At 60.1% G+C, this 19,879-nt stretch carries 18 protein-coding genes; 14 read left to right on the forward strand and 4 right to left on the reverse strand.

Features of this window, described 5'->3' with window-relative positions:
- Positions 1 to 101: 101 nt before the first annotated feature.
- Together AC3ZVB_RS01890 and AC3ZVB_RS01895 are read left to right on the forward strand one after the other, a co-directional pair.
- Positions 102 to 2,753 carry a DUF4118 domain-containing protein gene (locus AC3ZVB_RS01890; RefSeq protein WP_490145626.1) on the forward strand — a complete coding sequence of 884 codons (2,652 nt, stop codon included), beginning with the start codon at positions 102 to 104 and terminating at the stop codon, positions 2,751 to 2,753.
- Between the two features lie 49 nt (positions 2,754 to 2,802).
- Positions 2,803 to 3,501, forward strand: a complete 699-nt coding sequence (locus AC3ZVB_RS01895; RefSeq protein WP_162440600.1) for a response regulator — start codon at positions 2,803 to 2,805, stop codon at positions 3,499 to 3,501.
- Positions 3,502 to 3,643: 142 nt separating this feature from the next.
- On the opposite strand, the gene AC3ZVB_RS01900 is transcribed toward AC3ZVB_RS01895, so the two are convergent.
- Positions 3,644 to 4,690: a patatin-like phospholipase family protein gene (locus AC3ZVB_RS01900; protein WP_162440599.1), complete on the reverse strand. Its 1,047-nt coding sequence runs from the start codon at positions 4,688 to 4,690 to the stop codon at positions 3,644 to 3,646.
- A 222-nt stretch (positions 4,691 to 4,912) separates the two neighbouring features.
- Here AC3ZVB_RS01900 and AC3ZVB_RS01905 point away from each other — a divergent pair, with 222 nt between their 5' ends.
- From AC3ZVB_RS01905 to AC3ZVB_RS01915, 3 genes are all read left to right on the forward strand, one after another.
- The gene (locus AC3ZVB_RS01905) at positions 4,913 to 5,191 is read left to right on the forward strand and encodes a hypothetical protein (protein ID WP_194690559.1); all 279 of its coding nucleotides are present in this window, start codon (positions 4,913 to 4,915) and stop codon (positions 5,189 to 5,191) included.
- A 45-nt stretch (positions 5,192 to 5,236) separates the two neighbouring features.
- Entirely contained in the window at positions 5,237 to 6,001 is a 765-nt protein-coding gene (locus AC3ZVB_RS01910) for a CHAD domain-containing protein (protein WP_490145627.1), read from the forward strand.
- A 304-nt stretch (positions 6,002 to 6,305) separates the two neighbouring features.
- Positions 6,306 to 7,103: an acyl-CoA thioesterase gene (locus AC3ZVB_RS01915; protein ID WP_162440596.1), complete on the forward strand. Its 798-nt coding sequence runs from the start codon at positions 6,306 to 6,308 to the stop codon at positions 7,101 to 7,103.
- On the opposite strand, the gene AC3ZVB_RS01920 is transcribed toward AC3ZVB_RS01915, so the two are convergent.
- Positions 7,104 to 7,469: an Mpo1-like protein gene (locus tag AC3ZVB_RS01920; protein ID WP_194690556.1), complete on the reverse strand. Its 366-nt coding sequence runs from the start codon at positions 7,467 to 7,469 to the stop codon at positions 7,104 to 7,106.
- Between the two features lie 304 nt (positions 7,470 to 7,773).
- The gene (locus AC3ZVB_RS01925; RefSeq protein WP_490145628.1) at positions 7,774 to 9,255 is read right to left on the reverse strand and encodes a methyl-accepting chemotaxis protein; all 1,482 of its coding nucleotides are present in this window, start codon (positions 9,253 to 9,255) and stop codon (positions 7,774 to 7,776) included.
- Positions 9,256 to 9,432: 177 nt separating this feature from the next.
- Between AC3ZVB_RS01925 and AC3ZVB_RS01930 the strand changes: the two genes are divergently transcribed.
- The 7 genes from AC3ZVB_RS01930 (at position 9,433) to AC3ZVB_RS01960 (ending at position 14,826) form a co-directional block, all read left to right on the forward strand.
- Positions 9,433 to 9,963: a hypothetical protein gene (locus AC3ZVB_RS01930; RefSeq protein WP_490145629.1), complete on the forward strand. Its 531-nt coding sequence runs from the start codon at positions 9,433 to 9,435 to the stop codon at positions 9,961 to 9,963.
- Positions 9,964 to 10,044: 81 nt separating this feature from the next.
- Complete coding sequence (locus AC3ZVB_RS01935) at positions 10,045 to 10,236, forward strand: PLDc N-terminal domain-containing protein (protein ID WP_028622263.1); 192 nt, start codon at positions 10,045 to 10,047, stop codon at positions 10,234 to 10,236.
- 220 nt (positions 10,237 to 10,456) lie between these two features.
- Positions 10,457 to 10,690 (forward strand): hypothetical protein, encoded by a 234-nt coding sequence (locus AC3ZVB_RS01940; protein WP_162440601.1) that lies wholly within the window; start codon positions 10,457 to 10,459, stop codon positions 10,688 to 10,690.
- A 212-nt stretch (positions 10,691 to 10,902) separates the two neighbouring features.
- Complete coding sequence (locus tag AC3ZVB_RS01945) at positions 10,903 to 11,244, forward strand: ribonuclease E inhibitor RraB (protein ID WP_162440592.1); 342 nt, start codon at positions 10,903 to 10,905, stop codon at positions 11,242 to 11,244.
- A 403-nt stretch (positions 11,245 to 11,647) separates the two neighbouring features.
- The gene (locus AC3ZVB_RS01950) at positions 11,648 to 13,057 is read left to right on the forward strand and encodes a circularly permuted type 2 ATP-grasp protein (RefSeq protein WP_162440591.1); all 1,410 of its coding nucleotides are present in this window, start codon (positions 11,648 to 11,650) and stop codon (positions 13,055 to 13,057) included.
- A 12-nt stretch (positions 13,058 to 13,069) separates the two neighbouring features.
- A complete protein-coding gene (locus tag AC3ZVB_RS01955; RefSeq protein ID WP_162440590.1) occupies positions 13,070 to 14,020 on the forward strand; it encodes an alpha-E domain-containing protein in 951 nt (316 codons plus the stop codon).
- Positions 14,017 to 14,826: a transglutaminase family protein gene (locus tag AC3ZVB_RS01960; RefSeq protein ID WP_490145630.1), complete on the forward strand. Its 810-nt coding sequence runs from the start codon at positions 14,017 to 14,019 to the stop codon at positions 14,824 to 14,826. Before AC3ZVB_RS01955 ends, AC3ZVB_RS01960 begins: the two co-directional genes overlap by 4 nt.
- A gap of 214 nt (positions 14,827 to 15,040) precedes the next feature.
- On the opposite strand, the gene AC3ZVB_RS01965 is transcribed toward AC3ZVB_RS01960, so the two are convergent.
- Positions 15,041 to 15,862: a c-type cytochrome gene (locus AC3ZVB_RS01965; RefSeq protein ID WP_490145631.1), complete on the reverse strand. Its 822-nt coding sequence runs from the start codon at positions 15,860 to 15,862 to the stop codon at positions 15,041 to 15,043.
- A 613-nt stretch (positions 15,863 to 16,475) separates the two neighbouring features.
- Here AC3ZVB_RS01965 and AC3ZVB_RS01970 point away from each other — a divergent pair.
- Complete coding sequence (locus AC3ZVB_RS01970; protein WP_490145632.1) at positions 16,476 to 17,681, forward strand: acetyl-CoA C-acetyltransferase; 1,206 nt, start codon at positions 16,476 to 16,478, stop codon at positions 17,679 to 17,681.
- 24 nt (positions 17,682 to 17,705) lie between these two features.
- Positions 17,706 to 19,850: a 3-hydroxyacyl-CoA dehydrogenase NAD-binding domain-containing protein gene (locus tag AC3ZVB_RS01975; RefSeq protein WP_490145633.1), complete on the forward strand. Its 2,145-nt coding sequence runs from the start codon at positions 17,706 to 17,708 to the stop codon at positions 19,848 to 19,850.
- Positions 19,851 to 19,879: the final 29 nt, after the last annotated feature.

Below are 19,879 nucleotides of genomic sequence, written 5' to 3' on the forward strand. Positions count from 1 at the left end.
TAGGATTCATGTGCACTGAAGATCCAATGTAGGAGTGAGCCTGCTCGCGATGACGGCTGAACAAACGCCACGTCCTTACCTGAAAAAAGAGAAATGAAAGCATGAGCGACTCCGGCCGAGCCGACGCATTGTTAGCCGATTTACCCCGCGATGGCCGTGGCCGGCTCAAAGTATTCCTCGGCGCCGCCCCCGGTGTCGGCAAGACCTACGCCATGCTGCAAGCGGCGCACACCCAGTTGCGCCAGGGCGTGAAAGTCATCGCTGGCGTGGTTGAAACCCACGGTCGTGCCGAGACCGAAGCGCTGCTTGGTGGCCTGCCTCAACAGCCGTTGGTGCGCTCGGAATACCGGGGCGTCATGCTCGAAGAAATGGACCTCGACGGCTTGCTTGCGGCCAAGCCGAAACTGGTGCTGGTTGACGAACTGGCCCACAGCAACGCCCCTGGCAGTCGCCACGCGAAACGTTGGCAAGATATTCAGGAACTGCTCGCCGCCGGCATCGATGTGTTCACCACGGTCAACGTCCAGCACCTGGAAAGCCTCAACGATCAAGTGCGTGGCATCACGGGCGTGCAGGTTCGCGAAACGCTTCCGGACTGGGTGCTGCAGGAAGCCTACGAACTGCTGCTGATCGACCTGCCGCCCCGCGAGCTACTCGAGCGTCTGCGCGACGGCAAGGTCTACGTGCCGGAACAGGCCCGCGCCGCCATCGATGCCTTCTTCACCCAGACCAACCTCACCGCCCTGCGTGAGCTGGCGATGCAAACTGCCGCCGCCCAGGTCGACGATGATCTGGCCCAGGGCTACCGCCAACTGGGCCAGGCAGCGCCCGCGGTGCGCGGGCGTTTGCTGGTGGGCGTCGACGGTGATCAACAGGCCGAGCGCCTGGTGCGTCATGCCAGTCGGGTCGCTCAGCGGCGGCATCTGCCGTGGAGCCTGGTGCATGTGGACAACGGCAGCGTGCGCGACGAGCAGTCACGCCTGCGCCTGCAAAGTGCCCAGCAACTGGCCGAACGCCTGGGCGGAGAGGTGGTGCTGCTACGGGCTGGAGAAGTCGCGAAAACCCTGATCCAGCATGCTGCCGAGCGTCGCGCCAGCCTGGTACTGGTCGGTCAATCCCGGCAACGTTTGCGTCGACGTTTGTTCGGCGGCGGCCTGGCTTCGCGTCTGTTGCGCGATGCCCGTGGATTGGAAATCAACGTCCTCGACAGCGATCACGAACTGCACGCACCACGCCAGCGATCGCCGCAGGCGCTGGTGTGGTTTGATTACGCATTGGCGCTGGTGGCGACGTTGCTCGCCAGTGCGCTGGCCTGGGGCGTGGCAAGCGTGTTGCCGCTGCCGAACATCTCGCTGGTGTTCCTCGCGGCGGTGTTACTGGTGGCGGTGCGCAGCAGCCTCGGACCGGCGCTGGCCTGCGCGGCCATGTCATTTCTGACCTATGACTTCCTGTTCATCCCGCCCAATTTTTCCTTCAGCATCCAGCGCGAAGAAGACGTGCTGACCTTGCTGTTCTTTCTGCTGATGGCTGCGCTCACGGGCAATCTCGCCGCGCGCCAACGGCGACAGCTACAGGCACTGCGGGACACGCAGGAAGAGACCAGCGAACTGCTCGACCTGTCGCGCAAATTGACGGCCGCGACCGATCGCCAGGCGGTGGTCAGTGCGGCGGCGCAGCACCTCAATGGCTGGAGCGATGTTCAACTGTGCCTGCTGAATCAGGACGGGCAGGGCGGCTGGAAGGTTGAAACCGGTGGCCCGTTGACCTTCTCCGAGGCCGAACGCGCGGCGGCTGATTGGGCCTGGCAGCACGATCAACCGGCAGGTGCGGGTACCGGGACATTGCCGTTCGGGCGCTGGTGGTGGTGGCCGCTGTCGGTGGAAGACGGTCCGCTGGCGTTGCTCGGCGTCTGCGCCAAAGAGGGTCAGACCTTGAGCGGCCAGCGTCGACGTTTGCTCACCGCGTTGAGCCAGCCGCTGGCCCAGGCACTGGCCCGTGCGCAACTGGCTGAGGACCTGGAAGCAGCACGCCTGCACGGCGAAACCGAGCAACTGCGCAGCGCCCTGCTGGCGTCGGTGTCCCACGATTTGCGCACGCCGCTGACGTCCATGCGTGGCAGCATCGACAGCTTGTTGGCGCTGGGTGAAGCCATCCCGCTGGAGGATCGTCGCGAACTCCTCGAAGGCACGCGCGATGAAGCCGAGCGTCTGGATCGCTACATTCAGAACCTGCTCGACATGACGCGTCTCGGCCACGGCGCGCTGAAGCTGGCGCGGGATTGGGTGTCGCCGGCGGACATCGTCGGCAGTTCGCTGAACCGCCTGCGCGCCGTGCTCGCGCCGTTGCAGGTGAGCACCGAAGTGCCGGCGCAATTGCCGCTGTTGTTTGTCCACGCCGCGCTGATCGAACAGGCGCTGGTCAATGTGCTGGAAAATGCCGCGCGTTTTTCACCGGCTCACGGGCGACTGTTGCTGCGTGCCGGTGCCGACGACAGTGAATTGTTTTTCTCGGTCAGCGATGAAGGGCCCGGTATTCCGGAAGAGGAGCGAGCGAAGATTTTCGACATGTTCTACACCGCCGCACGGGGTGATCGGGGCGGGCAGGGCACCGGTCTGGGATTGGCGATTTGTCAGGGGATGGTTGGTGCCCACGGTGGGCGAATCAGTGTCGCCGACGGGATAGACGGGCGCGGCACCTGCATCACCTTGCACTTGCCTCTGCAAGAACAGCCTTCATTTGAAGCTGAGCGCTGAAGATGAAGCCTGATACCCTTTGCACATTTCCCAGCTGCGATCAGAAACCATGAGCCAGACCGCGACCATTTTGGTCATCGACGACGAACCGCAGATCCGCAAATTCCTGCGCATCAGTCTCGTGTCCCAGGGCTACAAAGTGCTGGAAGCCGGTACCGGCACTGAAGGATTGGCGCAGGCTGCATTGAACAAACCGGACTTGCTGGTGCTCGACCTTGGCCTGCCGGACATGGACGGTCAGCAGGTGTTGCGCGAGTTTCGCGAGTGGTCGGCGGTGCCGGTGCTGGTGCTGTCGGTACGCGCCAGCGAAGGGCAGAAAGTCGAAGCGCTGGACGGTGGTGCCAATGATTACGTGACCAAGCCTTTCGGCATCCAGGAGTTTCTGGCGCGGGTGCGTGCGTTGCTGCGTCAGGCGCCGGCGGGTGAAGCACAGCAAGCGGCATTGACCTTCGGGCCGTTGACCGTGGACCTGGCGTATCGCCGGGTGTTGCTCGATGGCGTCGAAGTCGCCTTGACCCGCAAGGAATACGCGGTGCTCGCACAGCTGGCACGGCATCCGGGGCGGGTCATTACCCAGCAGCAATTGTTGAAGGATATCTGGGGGCCGACGCATACCGAAGACAGCCACTACCTGCGCATTGTCGTCGGGCATTTGCGGCAGAAGCTGGCGGATGATCCGACACAGCCACGGTTTATTGTGACCGAGGCGGGGGTGGGGTATCGGTTGTTGAGTGAAGATAACCTTTAGATTTTGCAGTGATTGATCGGTCCCCATCGCGGGCAAGCCCGGCTCCCACAGGATTAGCATCGTTCACACCTATTGTGATAATCGCAAAACCTGTGGGAGCCGGGCTTGCCCGCGATGAGGCCCTGACATTCACCGAGGATCTTCAAGAATCCCGCGACTGCTCAGCCTCATACCGATCCATCGTATCCCGAGCAATCTCCCGCCCCAGAGCGATCAATTCCGGCGCCTTGTAGAACTCGAAAAACCGGCATACCCGCTTCGGCACGTTGATCAGGATATCCGGCGGGTAGCCGGCAATCTTGTACTGCGCCAGAGACGTCTGCATCACTTCGAAACTCTGGTTGATCAAATCCAGCAGGGACGCCGGCCCCACGTTATCGATGATGAACGAGCCCGTGGCAGACTTCGGCGCGCCCGTGGATTCCGGCGCCGCAGCCGGTTGCTGCGCTTCGGGTTCGGCGGACTCGATCCACGGATTGATATCCGCCCCTTGCGCTTTCAGCGCTTCCTGTTCCAGCGCGAGCAATTGCTCCGCCTGCTTACGGCGGAACGGCAGCTTCGAGCCCAGGGAATTGATCAAGCTGTCGAAACGGCTTTTGAACGCTGCCGGCCGCTGGATCACAGGCAGTTGGTAGTGACGCTGGTTGGTGGAGTTGAGGTTGACCGCGATGATCAGGTCACAATGGCTCGACACCACCGGCACGATCGGCAGGGGGTTGAGAATGCCACCGTCCACCAGCATGCGATTGCCCTGCATGACCGGCGTGAACAGGCTGGGAATCGCCGCTGACGCCCGCATCGCCTGATGCAGGCAACCTTCCTGAAACCAGATTTCCTGCTGATTGGTCAGGTCCGTGGCCACGGCCGTGTACGGAATGCGCAGGTCTTCAATATTGATCTCGCCGACGATCTTGCGGATCTGCCCGAACACCTTTTCGCCACGAATTGCCCCCAGGCGGAAACTGACGTCCACCAGCCGCAAGACGTCGAGGTAATCCAGGCTCTCGATCCAGTCGCGATAATCGTTGAGTTTTCCCGCCGCGTAGATCCCGCCAACCACTGCCCCCATGGAGCAACCAGCGATGCACGCGATGTCATAACCACGTCTTTCGATCTCTTCAATGACACCGATATGGGCATAGCCCCGGGCGCCACCTGAGCCCAGTACCAGTGCGACACGCTTTTTCATGAATCGCCCTCGTCTGACAAGGTTTAACAATGCACCCAACGGGGGGCAGGCTACAATCGCCAAGGTCGCTCGAGAGGGTGAAGACGTCGTTTTTTCGACACCCCGTGGCGCCAGATGAGTATCCTCGCCAGCGCTGTAGTTTCAGCAGTGGGGCCAAGGCACTTTTCCTGCGCCAGACCGTCTTACCTGCACGACTGTTTACCTATCTTTGAGGTGTGAGTGATGAAAGCCTGGATCTGTGTACCTATGATTGCCTTGGCGCTCGCCGGTTGTGCCGGCAAAACCGCGTACCGTGAAAGCTGCGGCAGCGGTATCGATGCGGCGTGGCATGAGCTGGACCTGGCCAAGGCCGAGGGTTTCGCCGGTACGGTCAGCTACTCCAAGGCGCTGTCCCTGCTGACGGGCGCCAAGACCCAGCAGCAGTTCGAGGCGTACGAAGGCTGCACCAAAAAGGCCGAGAAAGCGCGCTTCTACATTCGTGAGTCACGCGCCGGGCGATAAGGCATGATGTGATGCTCCAGGGCCATTCGAATCAGGGAGAAAGCGATGTCTGCGTTGGTTGATCGGTTAGTGGCTCAGGTACTGGGCATTGAAGTCCGTCTGATGGCCTGTCAGGCACGCTTGAATGCCCGGACGGACCCGGAAGCGTTGCATGACCTGCGCACCACGGTGCGCCGTTTGCGCAGCTTGTTGCGACCGTTGCGCGGATTGCCGGGTGTCGAACAGCTGGAAGTGGCGGCGTCCGGGGTGGGCGACCTGACCACACCGCTACGTGATCGGGAAGTGCTGGCGGCCTATCTGCTTGAGCATGATCAACCGCAAGCGGCGCAACGGCGCATGGCGCAGATGGCCGAAGCCTATCCCGCCGTGGCCGCGAGTCCCGAGCTTGCGCAGCTGCTGATGATCATCGATGCGTTTTCGCGCTTTCTTCGGGCCTCCCAGCGCCAGGGTTTGCTCAAGGGATTGCGCAAGCGCGTTGAAAAACGCCTGGCCAAACAGTGGAAAAAACTCGATGAAGCGCTGCACGATCCGGCCCACGACCGTCATCGGTTGCGCTTGCTGATCAAGCGCGTGCGCTATGGCATCGAATCCTATCCCGGGCTGGATCGCCTGCCGAAAGCGGCGATGCCGCGACTGAAATCGGCGCAAGGGGCTTTGGGCGATTGGCACGATTGCTGGCAATGGCTGGCCCATGCCGAAGAGGAAGCGGATCTGCAACCGTGCGTCGCGACCTGGCACAAAACCATGGCCGAGGCTGAACGTAGCGCCGATCGGGTTCTCGACAAACTCAGCGCTGCCTGCTTCAAATAAACCACGCGGTCCCCCTGTGGCTGTCGAACACTCTGTCTGCGTACGTTTTTTTTTGGAATAAACGCGGTCCCCTGTAGGAGCTGCCGAAGGCTGCGATCTTTTGATCTTCTGCGCCGTCAAATAAGCCAAAAACCAAAAGATCGCAGCCTTCGGCAGCTCCTACAGGGAACCGCGTGCATAGGATCGTCCGAACGCGACCCTGCATCCAAGGCTCTTATGTCAGTGCTTTTGGCCGGTATAAGCGCTGTATCGCCCTCTCTGGCTGGTTAACATTCCTCCATTCTTTTTCTGCTCCGAGGTCTTCATGCGTTTTTCCGATCTGCTCGACGCCGTCCGCAGCCAGCCGCTGGAGCTGTCTATTCCGGCTGAATGGGCTCAAGGGCGCGCCAGTTTCGGTGGCCTTGTCGCCGCGCTGCAATATGAAGCCATGCGCGCCAAAGTGCCGGCCGATCGCCCGGTACGATCGCTGGCAATCACCTTTGTCGGGCCGGTCGAGCCGGACGTGCCAGTCAGTTTTGAAGTGGATGTCTTGCGCGAAGGCAAGGCCGTCAGTCAGGTGCTGGGCCGGGCCATGCAGAAGGGGCAGGTCGTAACGCTGATCCAGGGCAGCTTCGGTGCGTCACGCCCGTCCGAAGTGTCGGTACCCGCCGAACCCGCGCCGGAAATGAAACACTGGGACAACTGCCAGGAGTTACCGTACATCAAGGGCATCACCCCGGAATTCATGCGCCATCTGGCGATGCGCTGGAGCGTCGGTGGCCTGCCGTTCACCGGCAACACGTCGCGGGAAATGGGCGGTTGGGTGCGTTTACGCGGGGACGTGAAAGAAGAGCCTGTCAGCGAGTCGCATATCCTGGCGCTGGTCGATGCCTGGCCGCCGGCGTTGTTGCCGCACCTGAAAAAACCGGCGATGGGCAGCACGCTGACCTGGACCATCGAATTCGTCCAGCCGGTCCTTGAACTGAGCACGCTGGACTGGTGCAAGTACCTCGTCGACATCGAATACGCCGCTGACGGCTACGGTCATGCAGCCGCGAAGCTGTGGAGCGCGGACGGGCAGTTGATTGCGATGAGTCGGCAAACCGTGACGATTTTCGCCTGATCAATGGCGGCGGTGGCGCTCACGCCAGGCGCGCCACCAGCCGCCGCTGAGGAAAAACCTCGGGAAGGTCACAAACTGCTCGACAAACAAACGCGACAGCGCATCTTTGCGGTCACTGAACGGTTCAGCGGCTTGCTCTTCGAGCTGGTGGCCATGGCGCTGAAGGGCCAGTGCTGCCAGCAGGCCGATGACACCAATGGCGATGTTCACCAGGTTCAGGCCGAACACTCCGGTAACAATCAGCAGAAACGCCACGATAAACAGCGGCACGGCAATCAGGTGCAGCACCAGATTGGTCGGGTGCTGATGATTGTTCGGGTACGCACGCCATTGCCAGGCGGGAAGGTTGGGATGACGTTTACCCATGATGTTTCTCCTCAATCCGTGTTGAACACATGATTGAAGAATAGGCCCGGCGGGGAGGGGTGGCGAATCGAGGTTGGCTATCGATGTGATAGCGATCATGGGCAAAGGGTTGATGCTGATCGCGCCCGTCGACACAAAACAAACTGTAGGAGTGAGCCTGCTCGCGATGGCGTCCTGTCAGTCGACAACATCTTTGCCTGACCCACCGCCATCGCGAGCAGGCTCACTCCTACAAGTTCGTGGGGTTCCCGAAAAGGACAGTCAACACAAAACAAGCTGTGGGAGCTTGCTCGCAAAGGGCCCCTTACAGCTTGAGCTGCCCTATCGCCTTACTCAATTCCCCTGCCAGCGCCGCCAACTCATTGCTGGTAGTCGCCGAGTTGACGGTCTGCGCCACCGTGTTCTCGGTCACGTCCCGGATACTCACCACCGCCCGGTTCATCTCTTCCGCCACCTGGCTCTGCTGCTCGGCCGCCACCGCGATCTGCGTATTGCTTTCGCGCATCTGCGCCACGGCGCTGGTGATTTGTGCCAGTGCCGCGCCGGCCTCCAGCGCTTGTTGCACGCATTCGTCAGCCTTGAGCGAACTGTCCTGCATGAAATCCACGGCGTCGCGGGTTCCGGCTTGCAGCGCCGAGACCATGATCGTGATCTCGTCTGTCGAAGACTGCACACGTTTGGCCAGGTTGCGCACTTCGTCCGCGACCACCGCAAAACCACGGCCCATTTCACCGGCACGAGCCGCTTCAATGGCGGCGTTCAGTGCCAACAGGTTGGTCTGCTCGGCGATGCTGTGAATCACCCCGACCACGCCGTTGATCTTCTGACTGTCCTCGGCCAGGCGCTGAATCATTCCGGCGGTTTGCTGCACCCCTGAAGACAACCCGGCAATCGATAGCTGCACACGACTGACCACGGCCTGACCGCTGCCGGCCAGGGTGTCAGCGGTTTGCGAAAGGTCGCGGGTTGCGCCAGCGTGCTGGGCGATGTGATAAACAGTGGCGGTCATCTCGTTGATGGCAGTGGCGGCCTGATCGGTTTCACTTTGCTGGCCGAGCATGCCGTGACGCACCTCGTCCATGCTCGACGCCAGACGCGCTGCGCCGTCATCCAGGTGCCGCGCAGTGCTGGCAACGGTGGTGACCACGCGCTGATAACCGGCCTGCATCGCGTTGAACGCGCTGGCCATCTGCCCGACTTCATCGGTGCAAGCCAGTGGGACACGCGCGGACAGGTCGCCGGTTTTTTCAACATGCAGCATCACGTCTTTCAACGTATTGAGTTGGCTGAGCAGGAAGCGGATCAACAACTGTGAGGCGCCCAGCATGGCCAGCATCAGGATAAACACCGCCACCGCATAGTTGGCGAACCGTTCGCCGAACACCTGGGTCAGGCTCGGGCCATGCGCAACCAGCGCGACGGATTGGCCGTCGGTCCGGGTGAAGACGTCGGCGCCCATCAGCGGGTTATCGCCAAACACCGGCATCGAATTCAATTCGACCCAGCCATTGGCACTGGCCAGCTCCTGTATCGGTTGACCCTCCAGCATCGGCGCTTCGCCACGCCTGAACGTCAGCAGGTTATCGACCTTGGGCAGCGGTTGCCCGGCAGGCCAGGCATTGAGCAATCGTGCCTGGGCCTGGGCTGACGCCTGGGCGGCGTGACTGCGCGCCTGTTGTTCGAGCTGTACGGCGTACAACACCAGCAACAGGGTGGTGACGAAGGCGACGGCGTTGACCGCCCAGAATTTGTACTTCAACGAGATGTTGCTAAGCCAGGCACCCATGGAGGTCTTCTCTGATAGCGGAAACAGTTTCGGCAAGGTGCCATTATTGTGCCGCTACTGAGGCCGACGAATCTTGATGTGCGTCAAGGTTCCCTGCGAGGCGGTGTACGGGAATTGCCGGGCGTTATGCGCTATCCTTCGCGCCTTCAAAATTCCCTCGCTACAGGATTCCATCCCATGAAAGCCGCCCTCGTCGAACTCATCACTAAAATCAGCTCCGGGTGCATGAGCGATGACGAAATCCTCAAGGTGGCAGACGAAGCGGCCCAGGCCTACGCCGATCCAGTGGCATTTCTGACGGCCAATCCGGACATCAACTACGACGACACCTTCCCGATCCCGTTGGGCGAATGGGTGGTGGTGGGCAGTCTGCCGGAGACGGTGTTGTTCCAGGCGGACACCTACATGGATCTGTTCGCCCAGATCGTCGCCTCGTTCGGCCCGGGTGTCGACTTCAACATCAAGCCCAAGCAGCTGGCCAAAACCGAGGACCTGACCGCGCTTAATCGCATTCAGGTGCAGATGGGCAGCATGAACAAAGAGAATGGCGGCTATGTGCTGATGAACTTCAGCCAGCTGCTCGATGACGAGCTGCAAGTGGTGCTCGTGTTCGGCAACGATGTACCGCGCGTGCTTGAGCTGTGCGCCAAAATCGGCATTGCCGCTGCGCCATCCCTGGAAGCGCTCAAAGTCGCCATCCACGTTTAAGCCAGCAAACGGCTAATAAAACGGAACCCTTGTGAGGGCCGGCTATCCTAAGAGGGCAAACCACTCTTAGGGAGCGTCACCATGGGTTCCACGTTCAACGGTCTGATTGGCCTGATTATTCTCGCCCTGGACATCTGGGCCATCATCAACGTACTGAAAAGTGGCGCATCAACCGGCATGAAAATCGTCTGGGTGCTGCTGATTCTGCTGCTGCCGGTTCTGGGCCTGATTATCTGGGCCATCGCCGGACCACGGGGTAATGTGCGGATCTGATCGAACATGCAAATCCGACACTTTTCTCTGTAGGAATGAGCCTGCATCGCGATGCGGTCTGTCTGTCACATGCTTGCTGAATATGCCGCCGTCATCGCAAGCAGGCTCGCTCCCACACGTTCTATTTTTTCATGTCAGCGCGCATCCGTTTGAACGATCACTCAGCGTAAAAGTCCAGATACATGTAAGCCCACTTGCGGGTTTTATCGAGGAGGCAGTGATGCAAAAGTGGAAAATCACTTTCGTGGATGATCACGGTGAAACAGTCGACGAAGTCTTTGAGTGCGACGAGTGCCCGGACAACGAGCACGCCGCCAAACTCATCAAGGCCCGTCTCCTGCCGGTCGCTGCCGAACTGGATCTGAACGATCTGGAAGGGCGAACCGATGATGCAAGCGTCAAAAGTCTCAAAACCCAGAACAGCATACAAATCCTCGGCATTACTCCCGTCTGATACAACTCCTGTCACATTGATAACAGGCCTTGGCAGCTGCTCGGTCAAAGGGCTACTCTGCAAGCGAGATCAGCGATTGGATCGCTAAGGTCTGGTCTTGTCAGCTACATGCTTGTTCCCATCGGCAACCTGGTTGTCGTATCGCCCTCACCAATCGGCTGAGGGCGTCGGGAGTACGGAAAGTCTATCCATCGGATTCAGGAGGACGTTTCATGAGCACAGCCTATCAAGAAGACATCAGCAGCAGCGTGCTGCGCCGCATGAAAGAAGGCGGTTTCGACTTTTCAAAATTCCATCCCATCGAGTTCTACGCCATTTTTCCCGACGAGGAGCGGGCTCGCAGAGCAGCAGGTCACTACCGTGGTGAATCCTTGAATGCGCAAATCAGCGTGCGCGACGACGGCGCCTGGGCGCTGGAACTGAGCAAGGTGATGTACGCCACCTACGATGACATTGGCGATTTCGAGCAGGGTTTCGAGGCGGTGGTTGAGCCTCTGGGCGGCATCATCGAAGGATGGGGCGTGAAGCAGGAGGTACGAGGGCTACTCGCATAACACTATGAACAGCAACATTACTCAGCAACGGCTGACCTTCGGGTTGGCCGTTTTCGTTTGCGCTTGATAAACATCTTTTGCTCTTGTCTTTGATTCATAACATTTCAAAAGGCAAAAAAAAGCCGCCCAAAACAGGCGGCTAAAAGGGAAGTTCGGTGAGCTTTTCCAGCGAATGCGCCAATTATCCGCGGCCTCAGCCAAGCAGTGAAATCAACTCTGACTATGCTGGTGATAGCGACAGCATTGCTTCGCAATGGAGCGGGGGCGATCAGGTTGGGGCATTTGCCGCACAGGATTGGTGCGGTATGGCTGAGGCGTTTATCCAACCGATTGATATCAAAGCGTTTATGCCGATGGCACGGGCCTTGCGATGCCTAGATGTCCGGGTGACAAGGAGTACGGCATGATCCGCACCTATTTTGATGAAATGTACGATGCCGGCGGCCAGGTCCGCCCGCATTATCGGGAGTTTGCCCGCTGGCTTGCCGAGACGCCTGACGAGCTTCTGGCGCAACGTCGACGCGAGGCCGATCTGTTGTTTCACCGCGCCGGAATTACCTTCACGCTCTACGGTGACGAGCAGGGCACGGAGCGTCTGATTCCTTTCGACACCATCCCGCGCAGCATTCCCGCCAGCGAGTGGCGCGTCGTTGAGCGCGGCTGTATCCAGCGGGTCAAGGCGTTGAACATGTTCCTCGCCGACCTTTACCACGAGCAGCGCATCATCAAGGCCGGCATCATTCCGGCCGAGCAGGTGCTGGCCAACGAGCAGTACCAGTTGGCGATGCAAGGGCTTGATCTGCACCGGGATATCTATAGCCACATCTCCGGCGTCGATCTGGTGCGTGACGGCGACGGCACCTATTACGTGCTCGAAGACAATCTTCGAACGCCGAGCGGCGTCAGCTACATGCTCGAAGACCGCAAGATGATGATGCGGCTGTTCCCCGAACTGTTTTCGGCCCAGCGCATTGCGCCCATCGACCACTATCCCAACCTGCTGCTCGACACGCTGAAAAGCTCCAGCCCGATCGATAACCCGAGCGTGGTGGTGCTGACGCCGGGACGCTTCAACAGTGCATTTTTCGAGCATGCGTTTCTGGCGCGGGAAATGGGCGTTGAGCTGGTGGAAGGTGCGGACCTGTTCGTGCGGGACGACAAGGTGTTCATGCGCACCACCGACGGACCAAAAGCCGTCGACGTGATTTACCGTCGTCTCGACGATGCCTTTCTCGATCCGCTGGCGTTCAACCCGGACTCGATGCTCGGCGTGCCGGGGCTGCTGTCGTCCTACCGCTCGGGCAATGTGGTGCTTGCGAATGCCATCGGCACCGGGGTGGCGGACGACAAGTCGGTGTATCCCTTTGTCACCGACATGATCCGCTTTTACCTGGATGAAGAGCCGATCCTCAAGAATGTGCCGACGTTCCAGTGCCGTAATCCTTCTGAACTTTCCCACGTGCTGGCCAATCTTCCAGATCTGGTGGTCAAGGAAACCCAGGGGTCCGGCGGCTACGGAATGTTGGTCGGGCCGGCGGCGACCGCTGCGGAAATCGAGTCGTTCCGCGCACGCATCAAGGCCAAGCCCCACGCGTACATAGCGCAGCCGACCTTGTCGCTGTCGACCTGTCCGACCTTTGTTGAAAACGGCATTGCTCCACGCCACATCGACTTGCGTCCGTTTGTATTGTCTGGCCGGGAAACCCGGGTCGTGCCCGGTGGTTTGACCCGTGTCGCCCTGCGCGAAGGCTCTTTGGTGGTGAATTCCTCCCAAGGCGGCGGAACCAAGGACACCTGGGTAGTCGAGGATTGAAGGAAGCTTGCCATGTTAAGTAGAACTGCCTCGGATCTGTATTGGATGTCGCGTTACCTGGAGCGGGCGGAGAACCTCGCACGGATGCTCGACATCAGTTACTCCCTGTCACTGATGCCGCAGGATGGCCGCGGTGACGGGTTGCACGAACTCGCGATGCCGCTGCTGATCACCGGCACCCTGGACGATTACCTCGAGCGCCACGGCGATCTGCATGCCGAACGCTTACTGCATTTCTTCGCCCTGGACGCAGCAAATCCGGCGAGCATCTACAGTTGCCTCGGTGCGGCGCGGGCCAGTGCCCATGCGGTGCGTGGCCGAATCACAGCCGACATGTGGGAAAACATCAACGCCACCTGGCTGGAAATTCGCGGGATTGCCGATCAGGGCCTGAGTCGCTACGGCATGAGCCGTTTCTGCGAATGGATCAAGGAGCGTTCCCACCTGTTTCGCGGCGCGTCCTACGGCACGATCATGCGCAACGATGCCTTCCGATTCATTCGTTTGGGCACCTTCATCGAACGGGCGGACAACACGCTGCGCCTGCTCGACGCCCGATACGAAATGGCCGGTGATCAGGCGGAAGCCGTGAGCGACGGCACGGCTCACGCGTATTACCAGTGGAGCGCATTGTTACGGGCCTTGTCGTCCTTCGAGGCCTACACCGAAATCTACCGTGATGCACCCGGTGCCCGGCACGTGGCCGAGTTGCTGTTGCTGCGTGCGGACGTTCCACGATCCCTGCGCGCCTGCACGGAAGAAATCGACCAGATTCTTGCCCAGTTACCCGGGGCCAACGGACGTCCCGCGCAACGCCTGGCCGCAGAAATGGATGCACGCCTGCGCTACACCGGCATCAATGAAATTCTCGACGAAGGCCTGCACGCCTGGCTGACCGAGTTCATCCCGCTGGTGCGCCAGTTGGGTAACGCCATACACACTTCTTACCTGGAGGCTGCATGAGACTTTCCATTAGCCACGAAACCACCTATCACTACGAAGATCAGGTGCGGGCGAGCATCCAGTACCTGCGGCTGACACCCCACGACAGCGAGCGGCAGCACGTGCTCAGCTGGCAACTCGACCTGCCGCGCCCGGTGCGTGCGCAACTCGATCCGTTCGGCAATATTCTGCACGTACTGACCATGGACGAGCCCCATGAGGCGATCATCATTGGCGCCCGTGGCCAGGTCGATATCGACGAGCTGCGAGAGGCCGAGCACGAGAGTCAATCGGCGCTGCCGTTCCTGCGATTCACGCGCTTGACCGAGCCTGACGAAGCCTTGCGTGCGTTCGCGGACAAAGAGTGCAAAAAGCGTCGAGATCGCACGGCACTGATCGACCTGATGCATGGCCTGAATGCCTACATGACGTACACGCCGGGTTCTACTGAAGTCGACACCAGCGCTGCTCAGGCCTTCGCCGGACGTTCAGGCGTTTGCCAGGATCACACCCACGCCTTCCTCGCCTGCGCCCGTAGCCTGGGCATTCCGGCGCGTTATGTCTCGGGGTATCTGTACAGCGAGAACAGCGAGCACCTGGCCAGTCACGCCTGGGCGGAAGCCTGGCTGGATGACGCGTGGTATAGCTTCGACGTGACTAACGAGCTGGCGCGGCCAGAACGGCATCTGAAACTGGCGGTGGGTCTGGATTATCTGGACGCGTGCCCGGTACGCGGAATGCGCCGGGGCGGCGGGAGTGAACAGATGCACGCGAAGGTGTTTGTATCGCCGACGCCGATGCCGTTTATCTCGGTGCAAGAGCAGTAATTCCTGACGCAATTGTCCGGTGCAACATACAACTCTATGTTCACCGACGATCCCTTGTAGGAGCTGCCGAGTGAAACGAGGCTGCGATCTTTTGATCTTGTTTTAAAGGTCGAGATCAAAAGATCGCAGCCTCGTTTCACTCGGCAGCTCCTACAGGAGAATGTGTTCTCCAGTAGGTGTCTGCTCACGAGGTAGCGGCCCGGGCAACCTGATTTCAGGGCTTAACCTTGCGCCCAGCCATGTGCTTCAAATACCCCACTAACATCTCCAGATCCCCGTCCGGCAGCACCTGCTCCGTAAACCCCGGCATCTTCGCCTGCGGCCACTGCCGCAGACTCTGCGGATCGCGGATATAGCGCTTCAGGAAATCAGCCCCGAAATACTCGGTAGGGTTGAACGGAATGTTCAGGTCCGGCCCAAACTGCGAATCCCCGGCACCGTTCAATCGATGACAGGCCAGGCAATTTTTCTGAAACAACGCAAACCCCTGGTTCACCGGGTCGTCCGATTTCAACGCGGGATCAGGTAACAGGGCAGGGAAGCGCTCGGCCACAGGTGCCAGTTGTTTGATGCTTGCCACCTCGAATGGCCACTGTTCAGGGCTGATATTGCCGGCCTGCGGATCCGTCCAGACCAGATAAAACGGCCCCGCACTGTGCTTGCCCTCAGACAGCTCCGGCCAGGGCCTGGCCGGGTCTTCAATCGCCAGCCACGCCCTGGCACCCTTGTTATTGAGCAACGGCCCGGCGGCCAACTCAGCAGCGAACCCGTCCAGCGCCACGGCTTGCAGATGGTCGTCAGGCGTGATGCCGGTCAACAACGCCGCCAAGGGCACCGCGCGATAGGTCATTTCACGCTTGTAGGAAACGTCGTTGGCAATCGTGATGGTCTGGACGTTTGGGTGCTTGAGCAGCTCCTCGGTTTGCCAGGTGCGTTGGTTCGCGCCCAGCTGCAGTTCCAGCTGTGCGGCGAAGAGGGGCGTGCTGAGCAGCAAGGCCCCGAGCAGAAGAAGCGTTTTCAAAAGATCGCCGTCCATGTCGTGGGAGTGCCGCAAAGGTTGGCACACCCACGTCGGCCCGGGTAGCGAGCCATTCACATTTTCATGAGGCGATAAAATAGTTGCGCCGTATTTTAAGAGATTTCTAGCCAAGCACCTTGGTCAGGTTCGGCAAGATCAACAACAGCGTGGTGGCGAAAAGAATGAGACCGGCTTGACGTACTTTCGATTGTTTGAACATGGCTTGACCGCCTTTATTGTTATTTCCTGATGCCTGCCTGCATTGCTTCCATGACGGCAGAGCGATTCACTTCCTGTCTGACGAGCGCCTCGGCAAAACCCGACGACAACTTCGTACATGTTCACCTTAGGGCCCGCGTCACCCGTGGCTTAGATCCATTTCATATGGATATAGCGCCCAATGCTTTTAAAAAGACATGAGGCGTATTGCCAGCTTCTTTGCCGCCCTTTTGCTAGACAGCTCGGTGACCTGAAACGGTTAATCCGGTAGCTCACTACCGTCCGTCTGAGCGTGTCCGTCAATCTCGCTGAGCGTTGTGGTCATTGAATCTGCGAGGGCTCGGCCTATGGTGAAGGCTTCTCAAAGATCAAAAGATCGGAAGATCTCAACAACAAGAAAAATGAGGACGTCATGACCGAAGCTTTGATTTTCGACGCGTTGCGCACGCCCCGGGGCAAGGGCAAGGCTGATGGCGCCTTGCACAGCGTCAAACCGGTGAACCTGGTGGCCGGGTTGCTGACGGCGTTGCAACAACGCACGTCCCTGGACACCAGTCAGGTCGACGACGTGGTGCTGGGCTGCGTGACGCCCATCGGCGATCAAGGCTCGGACATTGCCAAGACGGCGACACAGGTGGCGGACTGGGACGTGAGCGTCGCGGGTGTACAGATCAACCGCTTCTGCGCATCGGGACTGGAGGCCGTGAACCTCGGCGCAATGAAAGTGCGTTCAGGTTTCGAAGACCTGGTGGTGGTCGGCGGCGTCGAGTCGATGTCCCGCGTACCGATGGGCAGCGACGGCGGCGCCTGGGCGCTGGACCCTGAGACCAACCTGCACAGCCACTTCACGCCGCAGGGCGTAGGGGCCGACCTGATCGCCACGCTCGAAGGCTTCAGCCGTCAGGATGTCGATGCCTACGCGCTGCATTCGCAAGAGAAGGCTGCACGGGCTCGGGCGGACGGTTCCTTCAACAAGTCACTGGTGCCAGTGCGCGATCAGAACGGAATCATCTTGCTGGATCACGACGAATTCATCCGGGCCGAATCGACGCTCGAGGGCCTGGGCAAGCTCAAACCGAGCTTTGAAATGATGGGGCAGATGGGGTTCGATGCCACGGCGCTGAGGGTCTACAGCCATGTGGAGCGGATCAATCACGTGCACACGCCGGGCAACAGTTCCGGGATCGTCGATGGCGCAGCGTTGATGCTGATCGGTTCTGAGGCGAAGGGCAGGGCGTTGGGCTTGCAACCGCGGGCGCGAATTGTCGCCACGGCAGTCACCAGCACCGATCCGACAATCATGCTGACAGGACCCGCGCCGGCCACGCGCAAAGCCTTGGCCAAGGCCGGGTTGCGGGCCGAAGACATCGACCTGTTCGAGGTCAACGAGGCCTTCGCCTCTGTGGTATTGAAATTCATCAAGGACATGGCCATCGATCCGCAGAAGGTCAACGTCAACGGCGGTTCCATCGCCATGGGCCACCCCTTGGGCGCCACTGGCTGCGCGATTATGGGCACCTTGCTCGATGAACTGGAAGCCCGGCACTTGCGCTATGGCCTCGCGACGCTGTGCGTCGGTGGCGGTATGGGCATTGCCACCATCATCGAACGCCTCTGAGCCCCGAATTCAAGGAGAATTGCCATGACCGAAGCCATCCGTTACGAAAAGGGCCAGGACCAGATCGTCGTCCTGACCATCGACATGCCGGGCCAGAGCGCCAACACCATGAGCGCGGTCTACCGCGAAGCCATGGCCGTCTGTGTCGCCCGATTGGTTGCTGAAAAAGACTCGATTGCCGGCGTCATCATCACCTCGGCCAAGAAAACGTTCTTCGCCGGTGGCGACCTCAATGAACTGATCAAAATCGGCAAGCCCGAAGCCAAAGCTTTCTACGACATGGTACTGACCCTCAAAGGCCAGCTGCGCACCCTGGAAACCCTCGGCAAACCGGTGGTCGCCGCGATCAATGGCGCGGCCCTGGGTGGCGGCTGGGAAATCTGCCTGGCGTGTCATCACCGCGTCGCACTGGACAACTCTTCCGTACAACTCGGCTTACCAGAAGTCACTCTCGGCCTGCTGCCGGGTGGTGGCGGGGTGGTGCGTATGGTGCGCATGCTGGGGATCGAAAAGGCTTTGCCATATCTGCTCGAAGGCAAGAAAGTCCGGCCGCAACAGGCGTTGCAGGCCGGTTTGATCGACGAGTTGGCGACGGACAGTCACGAGTTGATGAGCAAGGCCCGCGCCTGGATTCTGGCCAATCCGGCCGTTGTGCAGCGCTGGGACGTAAAGGGCTACCAGATTCCCGGCGGCACGCCTTCCAATCCCAAAGTCGCGCAAATGCTGGCCATTGCGCCTTCGATCCTGCGCAGCAAAACCCAGGGCTGCCTGCCCGCACCGGAAAAAATTCTCTGCGCGGCAGTCGAAGGGGCCCAGGTCGATTTCGACACGGCGCACTTGATCGAAACCCGCTACTTCACTGAATTGACCACCGGTCAGGTCTCGAAAAACCTGATCGGCACGTTCTGGTTCCAGCTCAACGAAATCAACGCCGGCGGCTCGCGACCTCAGGGATTCGCGCCTTACGTGACGAAAAAAGTCGGTGTGCTGGGTGCCGGGATGATGGGCGCCGGTATCGCCTTTGTCAGCGCCTCGGCGGGGATAGACGTGGTGCTCAAGGACATCACGCTGGCGGCGGCGCAGAAGGGCAAGGCTCACTCAGAAGCTTTGCTCGACAAGAAAGTCGCTCGCGGACAGATGCTCCCCGAGCAACGGGAAGCAATTCTGGCGCGGATTCTACCGACGCAAAACGATGCTGATCTGGCCGGTTGCGACCTGATCATCGAAGCAGTGTTTGAGGACCGTGAGCTCAAGGCCAAGGTCTCCAGGACCGCGCAAGAAATCGTCGGCGTGGACGCGGTCATCGCCTCCAACACCTCGACCTTGCCCATCAGCGGCCTCGCCACCGCCGTTGCGGACCAGACGAAGTTTATCGGCCTGCATTTCTTCAGCCCGGTCGAAAAAATGCCCCTGGTGGAAATCATCAAAGGCCTCAATACCAGCGATGAAACCCTGGCCCGCGGCTTCGATTTTGTCCTGCAAATCAAGAAAACCCCGATTGTAGTGAACGACAGTCGCGGCTTTTTCACCTCTCGCGTCTTCGGTACGTTCACCAACGAAGGCATCGCCATGCTCGGCGAAGGTGTCAGCGCGCCGATGATCGAAACCGAGGCGCGCAAGGCCGGCATGCCCGTCGGGCCGCTGGCGATCTCCGATGAGGTGTCCCTGAGCCTGATGAGCCATATTCGCCAGCAAACCGCCAAGGACCTGCAGGCCGAAGGGAAGCCGCTGGTCGAGCACCCGGCGTTCGCGGTGATCGACCTGTTGCTTAATGAATACAAGCGTCCGGGCAAAGCCGGGGGGGGTGGTTTCTATGAATACCCCGCCGGCGGACAGAAGCACCTGTGGCCAGAACTGAAAACCCGTTTCGAGAAAGCCGACGGGCAGATTTCGACCAAGGACGTGCGTGATCGGTTGTTGTTCGTGCAGGCCCTGGAAACGGTGCGTTGCGTGGAAGAGGGCGTGCTGACCTCCACGGCGGATGCCAACGTCGGTTCGGTCTTCGGTATCGGCTTCGCGGCATGGACCGGGGGCGCGCTGCAATTCATCAATCAGTACGGCGTGAAGGACTTCGTCGCCCGTGCGCAATACCTGGCCGAGCAGTACGGCGAGCGTTTCGCGCCACCGGCATTACTGCTGGAGAAGGCGGCGCAGGGAAGCACGTTCTAAGGGAGGATGACGCTTTCGGGGCTTGCCTT

The sequence above is a fragment of the Pseudomonas sp. MDV22-iso1 genome (assembly GCF_058145095.1).